The sequence below is a fragment of the Selenomonas ruminantium subsp. lactilytica TAM6421 genome (assembly GCF_000284095.1).
Taxonomy (GTDB): domain Bacteria; phylum Bacillota; class Negativicutes; order Selenomonadales; family Selenomonadaceae; genus Selenomonas_A; species Selenomonas_A lactilytica.
On the sequence record NC_017068.1, the window covers coordinates 1426230 to 1440962 of the forward strand.

General features: G+C 40.3%; 18 protein-coding genes. 16 read left to right on the forward strand and 2 right to left on the reverse strand.

Annotated elements, in window-relative coordinates:
- Positions 1–49 precede the first annotated feature (49 nt).
- The gene (locus tag SELR_RS06910) at positions 50–307 is read right to left on the reverse strand and encodes a hypothetical protein (RefSeq protein WP_014424500.1); all 258 of its coding nucleotides are present in this window, start codon (positions 305–307) and stop codon (positions 50–52) included.
- Between the two features lie 277 nt (positions 308–584).
- Here SELR_RS06910 and SELR_RS06915 point away from each other — a divergent pair, with 277 nt between their 5' ends.
- The 14 genes from SELR_RS06915 to SELR_RS06980 all read left to right on the forward strand — a co-directional run bounded on the left by SELR_RS06915 (position 585) and on the right by SELR_RS06980 (position 9998).
- On the forward strand, positions 585–1133 hold the full coding sequence (locus tag SELR_RS06915; protein WP_014424501.1) for a hypothetical protein: 549 nt from the start codon (positions 585–587) through the stop codon (positions 1131–1133).
- 102 nt (positions 1134–1235) lie between these two features.
- Entirely contained in the window at positions 1236–1649 is a 414-nt protein-coding gene (locus tag SELR_RS06920) for a hypothetical protein (RefSeq protein WP_014424502.1), read from the forward strand.
- An 82-nt stretch (positions 1650–1731) separates the two neighbouring features.
- Complete coding sequence (locus tag SELR_RS06925; RefSeq protein ID WP_014424503.1) at positions 1732–2199, forward strand: tetratricopeptide repeat protein; 468 nt, start codon at positions 1732–1734, stop codon at positions 2197–2199.
- Positions 2200–2228: 29 nt separating this feature from the next.
- The gene (locus SELR_RS18310; protein WP_014424504.1) at positions 2229–3020 is read left to right on the forward strand and encodes an HAD domain-containing protein; all 792 of its coding nucleotides are present in this window, start codon (positions 2229–2231) and stop codon (positions 3018–3020) included.
- 42 nt (positions 3021–3062) lie between these two features.
- Positions 3063–3191 carry a hypothetical protein gene (locus tag SELR_RS19355; RefSeq protein ID WP_269453567.1) on the forward strand — a complete coding sequence of 43 codons (129 nt, stop codon included), beginning with the start codon at positions 3063–3065 and terminating at the stop codon, positions 3189–3191.
- Between the two features lie 196 nt (positions 3192–3387).
- Positions 3388–4689: a hypothetical protein gene (locus SELR_RS06940; RefSeq protein WP_014424505.1), complete on the forward strand. Its 1302-nt coding sequence runs from the start codon at positions 3388–3390 to the stop codon at positions 4687–4689.
- A 250-nt stretch (positions 4690–4939) separates the two neighbouring features.
- On the forward strand, positions 4940–5677 hold the full coding sequence (locus tag SELR_RS06945; RefSeq protein ID WP_014424506.1) for an FtsZ/tubulin family protein: 738 nt from the start codon (positions 4940–4942) through the stop codon (positions 5675–5677).
- Positions 5678–5716: 39 nt separating this feature from the next.
- A complete protein-coding gene (locus SELR_RS06950; protein WP_014424507.1) occupies positions 5717–6586 on the forward strand; it encodes a tetratricopeptide repeat protein in 870 nt (289 codons plus the stop codon).
- A 183-nt stretch (positions 6587–6769) separates the two neighbouring features.
- A complete protein-coding gene (locus tag SELR_RS06955; protein WP_014424508.1) occupies positions 6770–7300 on the forward strand; it encodes a helix-turn-helix domain-containing protein in 531 nt (176 codons plus the stop codon).
- Between the two features lie 115 nt (positions 7301–7415).
- Positions 7416–8117, forward strand: a complete 702-nt coding sequence (locus SELR_RS06960; RefSeq protein WP_014424509.1) for a hypothetical protein — start codon at positions 7416–7418, stop codon at positions 8115–8117.
- Positions 8118–8191: 74 nt separating this feature from the next.
- Entirely contained in the window at positions 8192–8449 is a 258-nt protein-coding gene (locus SELR_RS06965) for a hypothetical protein (protein WP_041914313.1), read from the forward strand.
- 91 nt (positions 8450–8540) lie between these two features.
- Positions 8541–8984, forward strand: a complete 444-nt coding sequence (locus tag SELR_RS06970; protein WP_014424510.1) for a hypothetical protein — start codon at positions 8541–8543, stop codon at positions 8982–8984.
- A gap of 45 nt (positions 8985–9029) precedes the next feature.
- Positions 9030–9473 (forward strand): hypothetical protein, encoded by a 444-nt coding sequence (locus tag SELR_RS06975; RefSeq protein ID WP_014424511.1) that lies wholly within the window; start codon positions 9030–9032, stop codon positions 9471–9473.
- A 24-nt stretch (positions 9474–9497) separates the two neighbouring features.
- Positions 9498–9998, forward strand: a complete 501-nt coding sequence (locus SELR_RS06980) for a hypothetical protein (RefSeq protein WP_014424512.1) — start codon at positions 9498–9500, stop codon at positions 9996–9998.
- Positions 9999–10238: 240 nt separating this feature from the next.
- Here SELR_RS06980 and SELR_RS06985 read toward each other — a convergent pair whose 3' ends face one another.
- A complete protein-coding gene (locus SELR_RS06985) occupies positions 10239–11906 on the reverse strand; it encodes an NERD domain-containing protein (protein ID WP_014424513.1) in 1668 nt (555 codons plus the stop codon).
- A 235-nt stretch (positions 11907–12141) separates the two neighbouring features.
- On the opposite strand from SELR_RS06985, the gene SELR_RS06990 reads away from it, so the two are divergent.
- Both SELR_RS06990 and SELR_RS06995 read left to right on the forward strand, forming a co-directional pair.
- Positions 12142–13101, forward strand: a complete 960-nt coding sequence (locus tag SELR_RS06990) for a cell division protein FtsZ (RefSeq protein ID WP_014424514.1) — start codon at positions 12142–12144, stop codon at positions 13099–13101.
- A 29-nt stretch (positions 13102–13130) separates the two neighbouring features.
- Entirely contained in the window at positions 13131–14645 is a 1515-nt protein-coding gene (locus tag SELR_RS06995; protein WP_014424515.1) for a PcfJ domain-containing protein, read from the forward strand.
- Positions 14646–14733: the final 88 nt, after the last annotated feature.

The following is a 14733-nucleotide window of genomic DNA, read 5'->3' on the forward strand; positions in this document are numbered from 1 at the left end:
TTCAACTAAACGAATGACCTTTTCTTGTTCAGATACTGACTATTGTGATTTAGGGATATATATCTGGACACACATCATATACGGTTACATAATAGGTGTCGTCCTTGTGGATCATTTCCAAAACGACACCGACATCACCATTACTTGTCCATAAGCATTGAGGCCCTTCGCTCGTAAGTACATCTGGATGTTCAGCCATCCACAGGAGAACTTCTCCGAGGCTGATACAAGGGCTGATCTTTTCGGATAGATTGTGCTTTAGGATAAACTTGATGAGATTCGAATCAAAATTCATTTGAATTTTCATAAAAATACCCCTTTCTAAAGAGAACGATGATTTACAAATAGGCAGACTGATGCCAGTCTCCTATTTGTCCATTAAAATTTTCAGCAGTTTTTCATATGAGAAACTGTGATACTGTCTCCTAAAAAGAGGATTATTGCCTGTATTTCGTTTTATGCGTGTTATTATAGCAGATTTTTGAGATGATTGGTAGCCTGGCAGGCAACTTATGAAAAAATTTTCGTTGGAGCGCTGGGGATATATCTGATGAACATAGATGTTAGGAAATGGGGGATGCAGCATGTTGACGCAAAGCGTAATTGATGATTTGAAGCAATATTTGGCACTTCATTATCGGCCGGAGGGAGCCAAAATACGGGCATTTGAGCAGGAGAATGAAAGTAGCCATAATAATGCAGCTCCCATAGGTGCATTGGTGGCCGCTGTTATAAGTTCAGATTTCTTCAAGGGGCTTGAACGCTTGGTTTCCAAGCTGGATATGACCTTTTCAGAAAAATTGATGTGGTGGATTGAGAAAAAGGGGCGTAAGCCAGTAGAGATTTACAGTAAGGTGGGAATCAGCAAATCGCATTTTGCAAAAATTAGAAATAATATCCAATACCATCCCACAAAAGAAACTGTACTAGCCTTTGTGGTAGCACTTCATTTGTCTTTGGAAGAGGCTGCTGACTTGTTGAAAAGGGCTGGTTACGCATTGTCTGAAAGCTGCCTCAACGATATGATCGTTGCGTATTTTCTCCAGGCAGGCCGTTATAACATAGATGAAGTTAACGATGCCTTAGATTTACATGGCTGCAAGCCATTGACCAACTGGCGTGAGAGCAAATAAAAATTTCAAAGGTTGCCTGCCAGGATACCACCTATCGTGAAAATCCCTGTATAATCTAAATCATTAAGAGGATGACAGGTTATTGACGAGGAGGAGATTTTCATGTTCTGGAATTTTTTGATTGGTGGAGTAGTAGGCTGGACGCTGGCAAACATTATGAAGTCAGAGACAGATGCGTCTGATAAAGAAGAATTAACGCCGGAAGAAGCCTTGGACGTGTTAGTGAGAGATATCCGCAATAATGCGCAGTGGGCGATGGATGAATGCACTACGGATGCGGAACGTGAAGCAGTCTATGCTGAGGTAAAGGCATCTGTTCGCAAACTACAGGTTGTTTTGCAGGAAAAAGGGGAAGAAATCATTGCAGATTTGCGGGCACAAGCTGCTGGAGCTCCCAGCAAGGAAGAGGTAGCGGAATCTGTAGAAAATAGGGTGGAGGAATTTAAAACGAAAATGGATGGTTTGAACGATACGCTGAATAAAACACTTTCAGATTTAAAACCTGCAGTTATGTAAGAGTAATGGTGGATGATATTTGTGATTTTGTACAGGCCATATTTGCCTGTGCAAAATCACGCTTCTAGAGGAGAAAATGGCCATGGAAACGGATTTTTTGTTAAAAGGGAAGGCAGCTTATAACGCGGGAAAGTACGAAATGGCAATAGACTGCTATGAGCAAGCAATTGCAAAAGGCAATGCAGAGGCAATGTATTTGGCTGCTTGTATGTATCAGTCTGGTATTGGTGTTGCAAAGGATATTGAAAAATCGAGAAAACTATTCAGACAAGCTTCTGATGAAGGTGAAGATAGAGCGAAAAATGCGTTGTTATTGATAGAAAATTCACTCGCCGTTCACCGGCGTGTTTATATAGCAGAGGCCTGCGATTTGCGGAAAAAAGGTAAGTATAAAGAAGCTATGGATGAATTTCGCTCTATGGCTGGAGAATACGCTATACCCGATGAATACACTGCAGAGTGTATGTACTGGATAGGAGTAATGTATAAATTGGGGCAAGGTGTAACAAAGGATGAAAAAAGGCAAAAGAATGGTTTGAAAAATCTGTAGAACTTGGCTATTGGAAGGCGATAAAGGAATTGAAACTGGACAAAATAAGGCCTGTGCTCGTATGTGAAGGAAACAGGTCTAAAGCTACATCACTAGTTTATAATGAATGTGGATTTGCAAGTGATACGGTAGCAAAGAATTTTTGTAAAATAGTCAGAAAATTCAAATCAAAGATAGAAATGCACTCTAAAGGTAAAATCGTAGATGCCAAGAATATTATGATGGTTATGGTGGTAGGAGGATTGCAGGGAAATAAAATAGAGATTTGTGCGGAAGGTGAAGATTCACAACAGGCCGTAAAATCCTTGGCTAATTATCTGTTCAGTATAAGGCCCAAGGATTATATAAACGTTATTTTTTTAGACGTGGATGGTGTATTAAATTCTGCAAAAGACGGATATTCTATTAAATTATCCACAGATTTACATCTAAAGCTGTTAAAACGAATTGTAAAGGCTACAAAGGCGAAGATTGTTTTGTCATCATCATGGAGAATAGGCTGGACTCCTGCCAGTAGGAATCTTCTAAATCGATTTAAGGATTTTGGCTTGGAAATTATGGATTGTACTCCCAAACTTCCTGAGTCGTGTCGTGGCGATGAAATCAAGCAATGGCTGAATGATAGTGAGTATGAGATTGGACGTTTTGTCATTTTGGATGATGAAGCTGACATGGCAGAATTTACAGCTGCTAATCTTGTACAAACAGATACTAAGGTGGGCTTGCAGGAAAAGGATGCTATTAGGTGCATAAAGATGCTAAAAGGTCATTATAGGGATGGATCTACTTCCAGTTTGAGTAAAAATCCATTTAAAATTTAGTAATAATACGGCATATTGTTTGATTGAGTGTGAGTTATGTCAATGATTGGCAAAATTGGTCATGATTTTCTGGCGAAGGGTCTAGAATATGGATGTAAACGAGAAGTTTACCACCAAGTACTTCAGGAAGAACGGTGGCTGGATGCTGAAATGAACGCAGGTGATGGTTGAGCAGCGATTACACAAGGCTGTTTATGTTATTATGGTGCAGCACGCTGGGAGGAAATTGTTGATTGATATGAGCAGAAAAATGTCTTGCTAAAGATTAATAAGATGTAAAATATTAGATGAATAGAGAAATGACTGTGTAATGGACATTGGATTGTATCATAGTATAACATTTATATCCTGTATAGGAGTGGCGTTTATGAAGGATAGAATTATTTGCTTTGATATAAACAAGAAAAAATGGGCAGCTATTGCTGATGATAGCATTGCTAATGAGAAACTAGACAAGCTCCCAGTTATGCTCTTTACTGAAGATGATGGCTTACATCTTTTATGGGATGGGGAAGATAATAAATGGAAAGTTGTAGCATGGTGTGAAGGAATAGAAGCATATACTACTGATGCTAAATATGTACGAGGAATACCTGTATTATTAAGTGCAAAGGGGATGGAATGTGATCAGCTAATACCTATGTTTTGGTTAGTTAAATATCTTGCTGAGCGTGAGGCCGTCTTTGTCGGAGTGGAATTTGTAGAACTACGTCTAAAAGGAAGCGATGTCATACCGCAGATAGAAAAAATACATAGAAGCAAGTACGGTAATTGCACCTTTAAAATGCGTACAGGCGCACATTATGTATACAAAGATTATCAAACTCCGCCATTAGAAGTGGTTAGGGAAGCTGCTCAGATGATGCAGGTAATAATAGAAAAAATGTATGGCAGAAAAACTGTGCTTACAGAAAAAGTTTTCTATCAAAAAGAGTTTCTGGAGGCATTTTGTTTTCAGCCATTTGAACCACAATGTTATCCGTTAAAGAAGATGATAAGCTTTTGGAATGAAATACCGCGAGATAGTTCGAGTGTTTACGAGTGTATTTGCGGAAGCTGGCAGATTTCACCACCACCTAAATTGAAAATAATCTATAGAGATTTTCCTCAAGCTCTGCCGATGTACCGAATATTGCGAGAATTAGGTTTTAAAGATTTTTCACTTATAGAAAAATTCTTTGCAATAGGAAAAATTGGCTCGCTGGAGATGGACGATTTTGTTAGTATGCCAGTGTTACGTGCTGGAATATGTATTGAAACAGATAATGGTATAAAGAAAAAAACGGAGACCTATGATGGGGATGGAGCGGCTTTTTCACAAGCTGAAATAGATGCGCTTTTAGATGGAGGGGGAATAGACGATAATAGTGATGATAATTGGAATAGGGAGATATATTACGCAAGTGATTATAAAAAATGGCATTGGATGAAAATGCTTGTATCATGGATGATAAAAAAAAGAAGCGAAGATGTTGCGGCAAAGCATCTGATTAATTATTCGAATAATAAACCTTCTGTATGGTTAGATGATTTATCGCGAATTGTTAGAGCTGATTTTAATGATTTACCAAATGAGATATTAGAAATGATATTAGATAAAGGTTATACGCGTGAGGTGTATGATTCAATTTTGAAAGATTATGTGATTCGTAAATGTGTATGTCGATAAAGAGTGATACGAGGAGGTAAAATGAGGTATAAGAAGAAATTTTATTATTACAATGCCAAAGAAGATGTTTGGCAGAAGGAATTATGCCTACAATTTTATTAGAATTATCGCTTGAGTGAGATAAAGTAGAGTATAGTTACACATGCTTTGGAGCATTGCAATCAAAAATTGCCGTTGGAGTATCGTACAGTTATTGCGGAATGGATAAAAGAAACAAGATTTTCTATATACAATGAGTGGAGGAGTTAAAATGTTTGAGATGGAAAATCTGAACAAAGAATTATGTAATCTTAGAGTGGCATTTATAGGAAAAACAGCTGATATATTGAGTGAAAAGACCTTTTCTAAAGAGTTCAAATTGTTAGATGGCGATCCTTTAGTATCGTCATCATGGAAATCTGTTGATATTGGTTTTATCGTTGGTGATGCTGAAAAGGAAGAGGATGTAAATAATCTAAAGAAAGCAGTGGAGGCTGCTAAAAAGACATCCATACAGGTATTGATTCCTATATTAATTTCTGTAGAAAATGTAGAAGTGTCAGCACCTTTATTAGCTATAAATCCTGAAAATTATACGGATAAATCTGAGTTGTATAATAGTATCTATTATGCTATTAAAGCGATAAATGATGTTGTTTGCCTTCCGGGGTTAGTGAATCTGGATATTCATGATGTAATGGATGTTTGTAATGATAAAACTAGTTTATTATGTTCTGTGGGAGAAGCTAAGGGTGAAAACGCAAGCAAGCTTGCTGCCGTGGATGCCATAAATAAAATAGTTAAGCATAATAAAAATGCTCAGAATGCAGGCAAAGATGTTATGATGAATGTTATTGGCAGTGAAGATAACATAAGCATGTATGAAATAATGGAAGCTAGTGAGGTAGTATATGATTGGATGAAAGATAAGAGCGGAAATATCATTTGGGGTGCGTCAATAGATAATTCGTTGGACGTAGTACGTGTATTAATTTTAATGGGGAAATAAATACTGATGAAGAAAGGGTAGAGCAAAGGAGAGGTAAGGATGACTTGTTTTATTCCACCAGAGTTTAGAGTGAAAAAAGAATTTGACGAAGAAAAGTTTTTCGAAGAATGTATGCGGGAATTTTCTAATATTCGCAGAGATTTACAGCTTGATGACGAAACGTTAAAAAAGGCACAGAGGAATCAACTTCTCGAGCGTTATACAAAGGATGTTATGAAAGGTTGTACAGTTGAGGGAATTAAAGAAATGGCTAAATCGGTCCCTGACTGTGATATGAATAAAGGATGGTGTTTTGGGAGTAGTTTTATATCATTTAGTCCATTACCTGTCTTTGATCCAACAGAAGAAAAAGTTAGGTGTATGATTATCTTTTATAGGGAAAAATGTGTTTTGTTGCGTGGAAGGATAGAACAGGTACAAGGCTTTGAAAGAATAATATGTGATAAGGAAAAGAAAGTAGCAGATGGTGATGTGGCAGCCATGTTTTTTCTTGGAAAAGCCTATGAAGAAGGCCGTATTTGTGTAAAGGATAAAGAAAAGTCACTGGCGTATTATCAGCAGGCAAAGGATACATGGGCAGGTTATTTATCTCGACGATATGAAAAGTGGCTGGATAAGGCAGTGCAAGATAGTGGCTTGGAAATGATAGGACGTATTGGCCGGGAATATATAGCAGGAAATTTTGCACAGACAGCTAAAAAGAATCGTGACAGCAAATTGAAGAAAGAAGTTAAGTGGCTGACCAAAGCCATAGATGATGGTGATGGCTGGGCTGCTTTTACCAAAGGGAATATCTGTTTCTATGGATATGGCAGATGGGGAACAAGAAAAAAGGAAGCATATAATAATTACTTGAAGGCCGCAAAATCTAAAGATTCAATATATGCAATGGAATTAGGAGAATTTTGAGGACAAATTAATTCTGCGATGTTCAGTGTCCACCGGAGAACTTGTTGAGACTACTACATTCTTCGGTGGCCGTTTTCTTAGATGACAGGTGTAAAAGAGGATTTTTGTCGGGGATGGCGAATAACAAGCAGTATAATATATGTTAGGCAACCCGTGAGTAGATGGGAAACGGGGGGATGTGAGATGATGAGCAGCGAAGATGAGGTGCTTAGTCGAGAACTGGATATATACATTAGAAAGCACCTACATCCGGAGGGAATAAAACTTAGGGATTTCTTGAATCTTGGTGGGCAATATGGCGCTGCCCCCAATATAGGTGGGGCAAAGTGGGCACTGGAGTTTCTGTTAAAGAATCTGGAACTTACTTTTTCAGAGAGGCTGGTTGAGATTATTGAAGAAAAGGGACGTAAGCCTTCAGAAATATACACTAAGGCAGGGATTACAAAGACACACTTCTCTAAGATTAGATCAGATAAGGATTATCATCCAACCAAGGAAACAGCGCTGGCTTTTGCTATTGCCCTGCATTTGGATTTAAGGGAAACCAATGATCTGTTGCGTAGAGCTGGTTATTCCATATCTCATAGCCATGAGAGTGACCTTATTGTGGAATTTTATATCAAAAAGGGTATCTATAATATTGATAGAATCAACAATCAACTGGATTTACGCGGCCACAAAACTCTGACAAACTGGCGTAAAATCAAGGATTGAAAAATTTTTTTGAAGGTTGCCTAGCAGGCAACCTTTTAGCGCATATCCTGATATAGACTATGTATCGTAGAAAACAGGCAAGACTGATTTTGATGACAAGGGGAGGCGTTGCATCATGAAATACAGTGTACATCGGGCATTGGCTATGTTGAAAACAACCAAGGCACGCATCGAGCGGGAGCTGTCTGATAAAGAAATCCAGTGGGTAAGAGTAGCCCGTGGACAGGAAGATGTGGTCAGCGGGGTGGCAGTTAAGGATATTCAGCGTAATATCCAAGCTCACTATGACCGCATTACGGCACTTATCTCAAACTATACGAAAATCAAGGCTGCTGTTATCCAAAGCAATGCAGGGGTTACTCCAGACACAGAACTCCGCAAGGTTGATATTGCAGGCCAAGCATTGACTGTGGCCGAGATTATCGAGCTTGTGGATACGGTCTATGGCAGAGCAGGCAAGCCGGGCTTCAAGTCCAAGTTGTTGGCGAAGATGAAGAACGACTATAGTTCTGCCCAATGTGATTTTGATGACATGCAGGAGAAGGTTGATGAAGAGGTCAGCCAATACGTCCGTACTCTTGCCGGAAAGAAGCGGGAGGCCGAGGAAACGGATGTCACGGCGAAGTCGCTGATAGAAGCAACCTCCAAGATGCTCCATGAGCAAAAAGACCCGCGTATCATTGACCCACTGAAGATTGCAGACAAAATCAAGGCGTTGGAGAATGAGATTGAGGCTTTCCGTACGGAGGCTGATGCCATTCTCTCCGAGCAAAACGCCTTGACTACCATAGAACTCGACTTGACCGAGGTCAAGTAGGGGGATATAGATTCTGGATAGGCTGCCGAATCAGCTAAATTCATAGCAATGCTATGGATTTTGGATGACGCTTCATGCTTGCGGTAAAAGTATGTGAATATAAAGATGGGAAGGAGCAACGTGCTCCAAAATTGGAAAAGCTCAAAGTTTACCGCTCAAAGGGTAAAGCTAAAAGCTCAAAGTTCTTTCCGTCTAAAGCTCAAGGCTTAACGTTCAAAGAGGGGCTGCTACCGTATGTGATTAGCAGCCCCGGTGAAATCCTGCAACAGGAGTTTCAGGCATCATCCATGTCATGGCTGTCTCGCAGGCTGGCAGCTTGTCCAACCTATTAAAAACAAACGCTGCTGCATATCAATTGACTGATGCAGCAGCGTTTTTAACAAGTTACTGAATTATCTCGGCTACGTCAAAGGGGGTGCTATTGTGTCAAAGAAGAAGAAAATGATGGCAGGATATGAGGAAGACCTGGAGCCAATCATATATGATAAAAATCTGTCTCCTAGCGACCTGAAACATTATATCGACATATCCAATATAAAACTTGTTCTTAGTGACTATGATTGGTGCAATTATACTCTTTTGGCGGAGATGATAACTAAAGAATATGGGGAACTGAAAATTAAGTTTGATTATTGCGGAATGGTTTTGTGTAGCATGGAAGTAGAGACCGAAAAAAGAATACATACCTTCCAGTTTTATGCTGATTTATTTGAAGAGTATATCATAAGAATTCTTCGGAAGAATATGAGAAATCTGCTTGAAGGATATACCTTCGATGGCACGGAAGATGTGGTGGATTTTTATAATGCAGTACTTACTTCTACAAAAACAAGATACGAAGGGAGTAAGATAAACAAGAGACATTGAAGCAACTTTTGCAGAAATGCCAGTAAAAAATGGTGGTGATATCACATGACAGATAAAGAAAGAGAACTCGGGGTATACGAGCCAGTATTAAAGCCTATCCTTTATGATGAAGAGCATTCAGCCTTTAATTTGTGGGATAATTTTTATTTGTTTGATAGTATTCTTGTTATAGAAGGTCGTGACAAGATGACTTATACGCTATCCTCCTGTTTGCCAACCAAAGCATATGGCAAGCTTAATGTTAAGTTTATGTATACGGGGGATGCCTATATGCAAGTAAAAACCCCATGGAGGATTTTTGTTTACGAATTTAATAAAGATATTTTTCTGAAGCATATCATCATATATATGAAAAAGCATACTCGTCACTGGAAAGGTAAGTATGCATTCGGAGGGCTCGAAGAAGTGGTGAATTTCTATAACGCTGTTCTTACTGCTCATGATACAGTAGAAAAACCAGAACTTCAGAAAATATTTGACGGCAAGTGATTTTTCTTATATGGAGGTATGACTATGGAAAAACTAAAACCTATTCCTTACGATGAGAATTTAACTGAATTTGCATTAGAGAGAACTCCATGGGATAATGATAGATTAACAACAGATTTGAAGCTAGAGGACTATTCATGGATGGTTTATGAATTGGCATCTTTCTTTCCTACCAAGAAGTATGGAGATTTAGATATACATTTCAAATATTTCGGTCTTGGGACGAGCAAATTATATATCAGGCAAAAATGGGATAATAAAGTATGTTGTCATAATATCATTTTTGATACCGCAATATTCAAGAAATACATCACTATCTTTATGGAAAAACATGTAGCACACTGGAAAAGTAGATATGCATTCTTTGGCGGGGAAATTGTAGTGAATTTTTATAATGAGGTTCTTGAAAACTACATAGAATACGAGGTAGGACCTATCAGAGCATTTAAGAAAAAAGAGCGGAGGCATCGTCGTTGGCGCAACCGTCAGAAAGCGAGAAATCTCGAGATAGAAATAGATCCATAAATTCATCAAGTGATTTTACACACCCATTGAGAGCAGGATTGGCTGGCTAACCGCTGTATCTTTCCCGGTCGGACTGTGCAGTAGCTTTTTGCCTTCTCGTCATAGTTCCACAAGTTCAAGCCAGGATTAAGCGGATGGATGGCACTATTTCCGGGGTCATACCAATGAATGCAGAAGGCACATAGCCGACAGCTTTTGACGCTGGCACGTCTCATATCACATCATCTCCTTATGACAAAATCAGCCAATGCCGAGCGTCCGCATCAAATCGGCATCCTTTATTTCCTCAGTATCCTTGAAGAGAGCCACCTGCAAATAGGCATTGGCTCTTGAGCAGCCAACGTAGAAAATACGGCGGGCCAGTTCACTATCTGCTTCGCTGTATCTGAAGTCCACAATAAGGACGGCCTGGGCTTCCAGCCCTTTGAACTTCCGTATGGAGGTAAACCATACCTTGTTTGGTTCCTTTTTGCCGGAAAGGGGAATCCCGGCCAATGCCGTGAGTTCGTTAAGAGGATTGGTTTCAGTACGGTGGATGCTGAGGATAACTATATCATCGGGCTTCAGGCCATTTTTCAGCATTTCTTTGACGAAGTTGGCTGCTATGGTCTGAAGCTCCTTTCTGTCCTTATAGGTGAAGCACTGGGGCTGCTTGCCATGGATGTCATTGATGTAGCTTTCCTCCTTGACTTGAACGAGACCACTGATTAGCTTGGCTATCTCAGAGGTGTTCCGGCAATTGCGGTAAAGCACCAGACGGCAGTCAGCATGTTCGTCAATCCACTTTGAGGGCTCCCGCTTCATGATAGCCTGATTGCGGTCATAGAAGGTGTAGAATACGCCGCCAGTCATTTCCATTAGGTAGGATAGGTGCTCCAACAGCGTATCGCTTAAATCCTGAGCCTCGTCAACGATAATGTTTGGGTAGGGCCAGAGGCTGTCATCGTATTCTTCATCAAGATACTGCTCGAAGGTAGGGATTATCTTGTCGATGGGTATATCCTCTCGATCAAGGATTTCCTGCCCCAGGGTGCGGACATTGTGAAAGGTGATGTTTTTTTCCTGATAATATGCCTTGCGAAGAGCCTCCAGTAGGAATTCGTTAAAGCATAGGTAAAGGGTTTTCTGCCCTAAGGAAGACAGCATCCGAGCTTTTTCCACCGCTAGCAGGGTCTTGCCAGTACCGGCAGGGCCGTGGATTGCGGCAATGGGCTGCTCTGATAGGAAATTCAGGATAGCGGATTGCTGGCCGGTCATCCGCACATACTGCTCCTTGTTCTCCCGAATCAGGCTGCTGATGGCCGGAGCAATACGGAAGCTGGGCATCAGCGTGTTTACTACTTGCGAGAACTGGGCAGGGGACAGGTCTGTCTTCCCTGCGTTCAAGTTCTCCTTCCAGAAGGAAAAGGCTCTTTTTAGTCCCGCCTCAGGATTATCCAAATCCGTCTCGTCCAGCAGAATAGCGGGAGAGGCAGACGGGGGCAGGGGGAGCTTCTTATCCAGTACTACTGAAGTAAACCAAGCAGCCCGTCCTACAACAGGCCGAGGCATAAGGTTCGGGAGTTTTTGACGCAGTATGTTGATGATGTGGTGTTGGCTCTCCGCAGCTTGCCCCAATGGGTCAATGATTTTATCCTCCCCAGTGTAGCGATTGGTCTGAAGCCAATGCCCATCTTGATAGGAGATGCCTCCAGCCTTGACCTCGATGACCAGAATTCCCAGGGATGGATGCAGAACGACAAAATCTGCCTCTCCTTCACTGCGCCGCTGTTTGTCATTGCCCAGCCACACAAAGGAATGGAACACAGTATAGCTATCGGAAAGCCCCTGCCGTAGGGAATCATATACCAACTGCTCGCCATCACTGCCGTGAAAGTTCTTGTTTAGGGAAGGGTAAAATCTAGCCATAGTTGCCGCTCCTTTTATACATTTGCTTGTTATGTAGGTATTCTATGGATAGCATATATTTCCTGCCCAAATTTGTCGGCGTAGCTTTCAGATACGAATTTCGGATAATGAAAGCAGTAATCATATCTTGGTGATGTTGCACATAAAATTTTCAAAGGTTGCCTGGCAGGCAACCTTTTTTATTGTGGCATAGTCTACACTAAGTATGATGATAGATTTGATACAGGAGGGGCTTATGAGCTATATAAGAAAAAATGCTAAGGATGGATTGGTTGATATAAAGGTTGTCGGAATCGGTGGTGGTGGCATCAATGTCCTAAATACCCTGATTAAAATGGGGTTAGAGAATGCAGATTTTATTGCAATGGATACAGATGCTGAGAAACTCGCATCATCATTGGCATCAAAGAAAATACTTATAGGTGAGAACATTTTTGGTGTAGATAGTAATGTTGAAGGTCCTTTTATAGGGGAACAAGCGGCAAAAGAGAGCTATGGGGATATTGCTGAGGCAATAAGAGGTGCCGATATGGTGATTATTCTTGCATGTATGGGGGGCAATACGGGAACGGGGGCTGCACCGATTGTAGCGTCCTGTGCCCGAGAGATTGGAGCACTTACCTTCTCAATAACAGCGAAGCCTCTTTCTCTGGAGGGTACTAAGCGTTGTAATACTGCTGATGAAGGCATGGATATATTGAAAAAACAGGCAGATGTCAGCATTATCGTTGTGAATGAGCGTGTTTGGTCGATAATAGATGATAATGCAACGACAAATGATGTATTTGTTTTTGCCAATGTAGCGATTTCTCAGATAGTAAGATCTATAACGAATTATACTAAGCCGTCTGATATCATAAACATGGATTTTGCCTGCATGAGATCTATGTTAAAGGGGACAGGCCGGGCAATAATAGGAATGGGAGAGGCTATTGGCGAAAATGCTATATTGACGGCTACCAAAAACGCAATGGAGCCATTTGGGGGTGAATGCATGCAAGATGCTGGTGTTATCCTTATGAATGTTATGGGAAATACGCCTAACTTGATGGATTTAAGAGAGGCTTCTGAAGTCGTTAGAGAAGCTGCATATAGAAAAGCAGAAATAATCTGTAATGTGGTGGAAGACAAAACCATGGATGATAAAGTTATCGTTACATTATTAGCCACTAAATTTGGAGATGACATTGATTGAAATGAAAGACAGATTTTGAGGTATCAACTATGGATAAAAGATATTTTTACTACAATGCTGTGGATGATGTTTGGCAGGAGGAGGCTTGCGCACAGGATGATATAGAATATCGTTTGAATCAATTAAGGTTTTATGATAGATTCAAAGCTTATGTATATTTACCTATGATTTGGACTGTTGAAGTGCTTCCAGATAAAGTTGTGGAGCTGATATTACATACTAAAAGAGTAACAATAACATATAATGATATTTCTGATATCACTGATAAAGAATGGACAATTGACTGCGATTTCTGCAATGGAATAGTGCAAGGATGGCCAATATCTATCGTGGCAAAAACAGAAAGGAATTGGCGTAACGGCTATATTTGCAATGATAGCATTGTATTCCCAGAATTGTTGGCAGCAAGATATGTAGATATCCCTGCAACAGTTGTTGATGTGGCCATTGAATACTTGAGAGATATAGCTAAGGATAAATTTGGATTTCGTCCCAGCTATTTAGGCGATGCACATGGATTAGCTCATATGATGGCCTTTTGCGAAAGCCCTTTAGATCCCAATTTGTATATTATCAAGGATGTATTGGGAAAAGAGGAATATGAGAGGATAAAGCGAGAGGGGGGATATGACACCTATAAGGAACTGTGTAAATATTTTGCCATAGAAACCCCACCGCCTAGCCTTCGGAAGGCGTATGTAATGAATCCGGAAAGCATTTTGATATATGTCTATATGCGTCAATGTGGATTTCGTGACATCAATATCATACGGCGCTTTTTCTACCGGGAAACGTTTTTTGGCCACCAACTATTGAAAATGCGATATGACGCTATTACCGGAATGATGAGTATGATAGGTGATGCGAGATATGTCTTTGCTAACTTTCAGAGGTTTTGTTGTTGGCTGTTGCGTAACCGTTCAGAAAAAGCAATTGCTCCGCGTGTGCTGCGATGGTGCAATGAGAATTTATCTAATGCTGCCACAGATACACTTAGAATGTTTGCTGAGGCCCGCCTGGATCTGAATGATGGAATTGTTGATTCAGTAGTGCGCAGGCGTTTGCTTAGTGAAGGGCTTACACAGGAAGTGCATGATATTCTGATGGAAGAGCTATTTATTGTTCGACCAGCTGTTGTGAATCCATATCCATTTGTGGGCGAGGAAGAAAAAGGTTATAAATTTGGAAATATAACGTATGAGTACAAGAAGAAGGAACTGAGTTTAGAAAAAGCGTTGGACGAATATACATTCCACTTGCCGAAAGAGACAAAAGAATTGCGAAAATGGGGGAATTTATTCCATAACTGCGTTGCCAGTTATGATACAGATATTATAGACAAAACATCTTTAATCGTAGCAATGAAGGAACAGGAAAAATATGTTGCCTGTATAGAAATACGGCAGGGAAGGATTACGCAGGCGTTGGGGTATTGCAATCAACGCTTGGAGCTAAAATATCGTGACGCAATAAGTGAATGGGCCAAGGCAAATAAGTTGTTTTATGGCCATAAGCCGAGGTACGAACCAATTCGAATTATTTAAGGTTGCCTGTCAGGCGACCTCTGCAGAGAATCAACGTATTATACTGAGCTTAGATGAAGTTTAAAGGATAATGAAAGATTGTTAGGAG

What these genes read in the sequence shown, in the direction of transcription:
- SELR_RS06990 (WP_014424514.1), top strand. Translation starts at nt 12,142, where the DNA reads ATGAGCTATATAAGAAAAAATGCTAAGGATGGATTGGTTGATATAAAG.
- SELR_RS06960 (WP_014424509.1), top strand. Translation starts at nt 7,416, where the DNA reads ATGAAATACAGTGTACATCGGGCATTGGCTATGTTGAAAACAACCAAG.
- SELR_RS06940 (WP_014424505.1), top strand. Translation starts at nt 3,388, where the DNA reads ATGAAGGATAGAATTATTTGCTTTGATATAAACAAGAAAAAATGGGCA.
- SELR_RS06985 (WP_014424513.1), bottom strand. Translation starts at nt 11,906, where the DNA reads ATGGCTAGATTTTACCCTTCCCTAAACAAGAACTTTCACGGCAGTGAT.
- SELR_RS06995 (WP_014424515.1), top strand. Translation starts at nt 13,131, where the DNA reads ATGGATAAAAGATATTTTTACTACAATGCTGTGGATGATGTTTGGCAG.
- SELR_RS06950 (WP_014424507.1), top strand. Translation starts at nt 5,717, where the DNA reads ATGACTTGTTTTATTCCACCAGAGTTTAGAGTGAAAAAAGAATTTGAC.
- SELR_RS06980 (WP_014424512.1), top strand. Translation starts at nt 9,498, where the DNA reads ATGGAAAAACTAAAACCTATTCCTTACGATGAGAATTTAACTGAATTT.
- SELR_RS06975 (WP_014424511.1), top strand. Translation starts at nt 9,030, where the DNA reads ATGACAGATAAAGAAAGAGAACTCGGGGTATACGAGCCAGTATTAAAG.
- SELR_RS06910 (WP_014424500.1), bottom strand. Translation starts at nt 307, where the DNA reads ATGAAAATTCAAATGAATTTTGATTCGAATCTCATCAAGTTTATCCTA.
- SELR_RS06925 (WP_014424503.1), top strand. Translation starts at nt 1,732, where the DNA reads ATGGAAACGGATTTTTTGTTAAAAGGGAAGGCAGCTTATAACGCGGGA.
- SELR_RS06915 (WP_014424501.1), top strand. Translation starts at nt 585, where the DNA reads ATGTTGACGCAAAGCGTAATTGATGATTTGAAGCAATATTTGGCACTT.
- SELR_RS06945 (WP_014424506.1), top strand. Translation starts at nt 4,940, where the DNA reads ATGTTTGAGATGGAAAATCTGAACAAAGAATTATGTAATCTTAGAGTG.
- SELR_RS06965 (WP_041914313.1), top strand. Translation starts at nt 8,192, where the DNA reads ATGCTTGCGGTAAAAGTATGTGAATATAAAGATGGGAAGGAGCAACGT.
- SELR_RS06955 (WP_014424508.1), top strand. Translation starts at nt 6,770, where the DNA reads ATGATGAGCAGCGAAGATGAGGTGCTTAGTCGAGAACTGGATATATAC.
- SELR_RS06920 (WP_014424502.1), top strand. Translation starts at nt 1,236, where the DNA reads ATGTTCTGGAATTTTTTGATTGGTGGAGTAGTAGGCTGGACGCTGGCA.
- SELR_RS19355 (WP_269453567.1), top strand. Translation starts at nt 3,063, where the DNA reads ATGATTGGCAAAATTGGTCATGATTTTCTGGCGAAGGGTCTAGAATAT.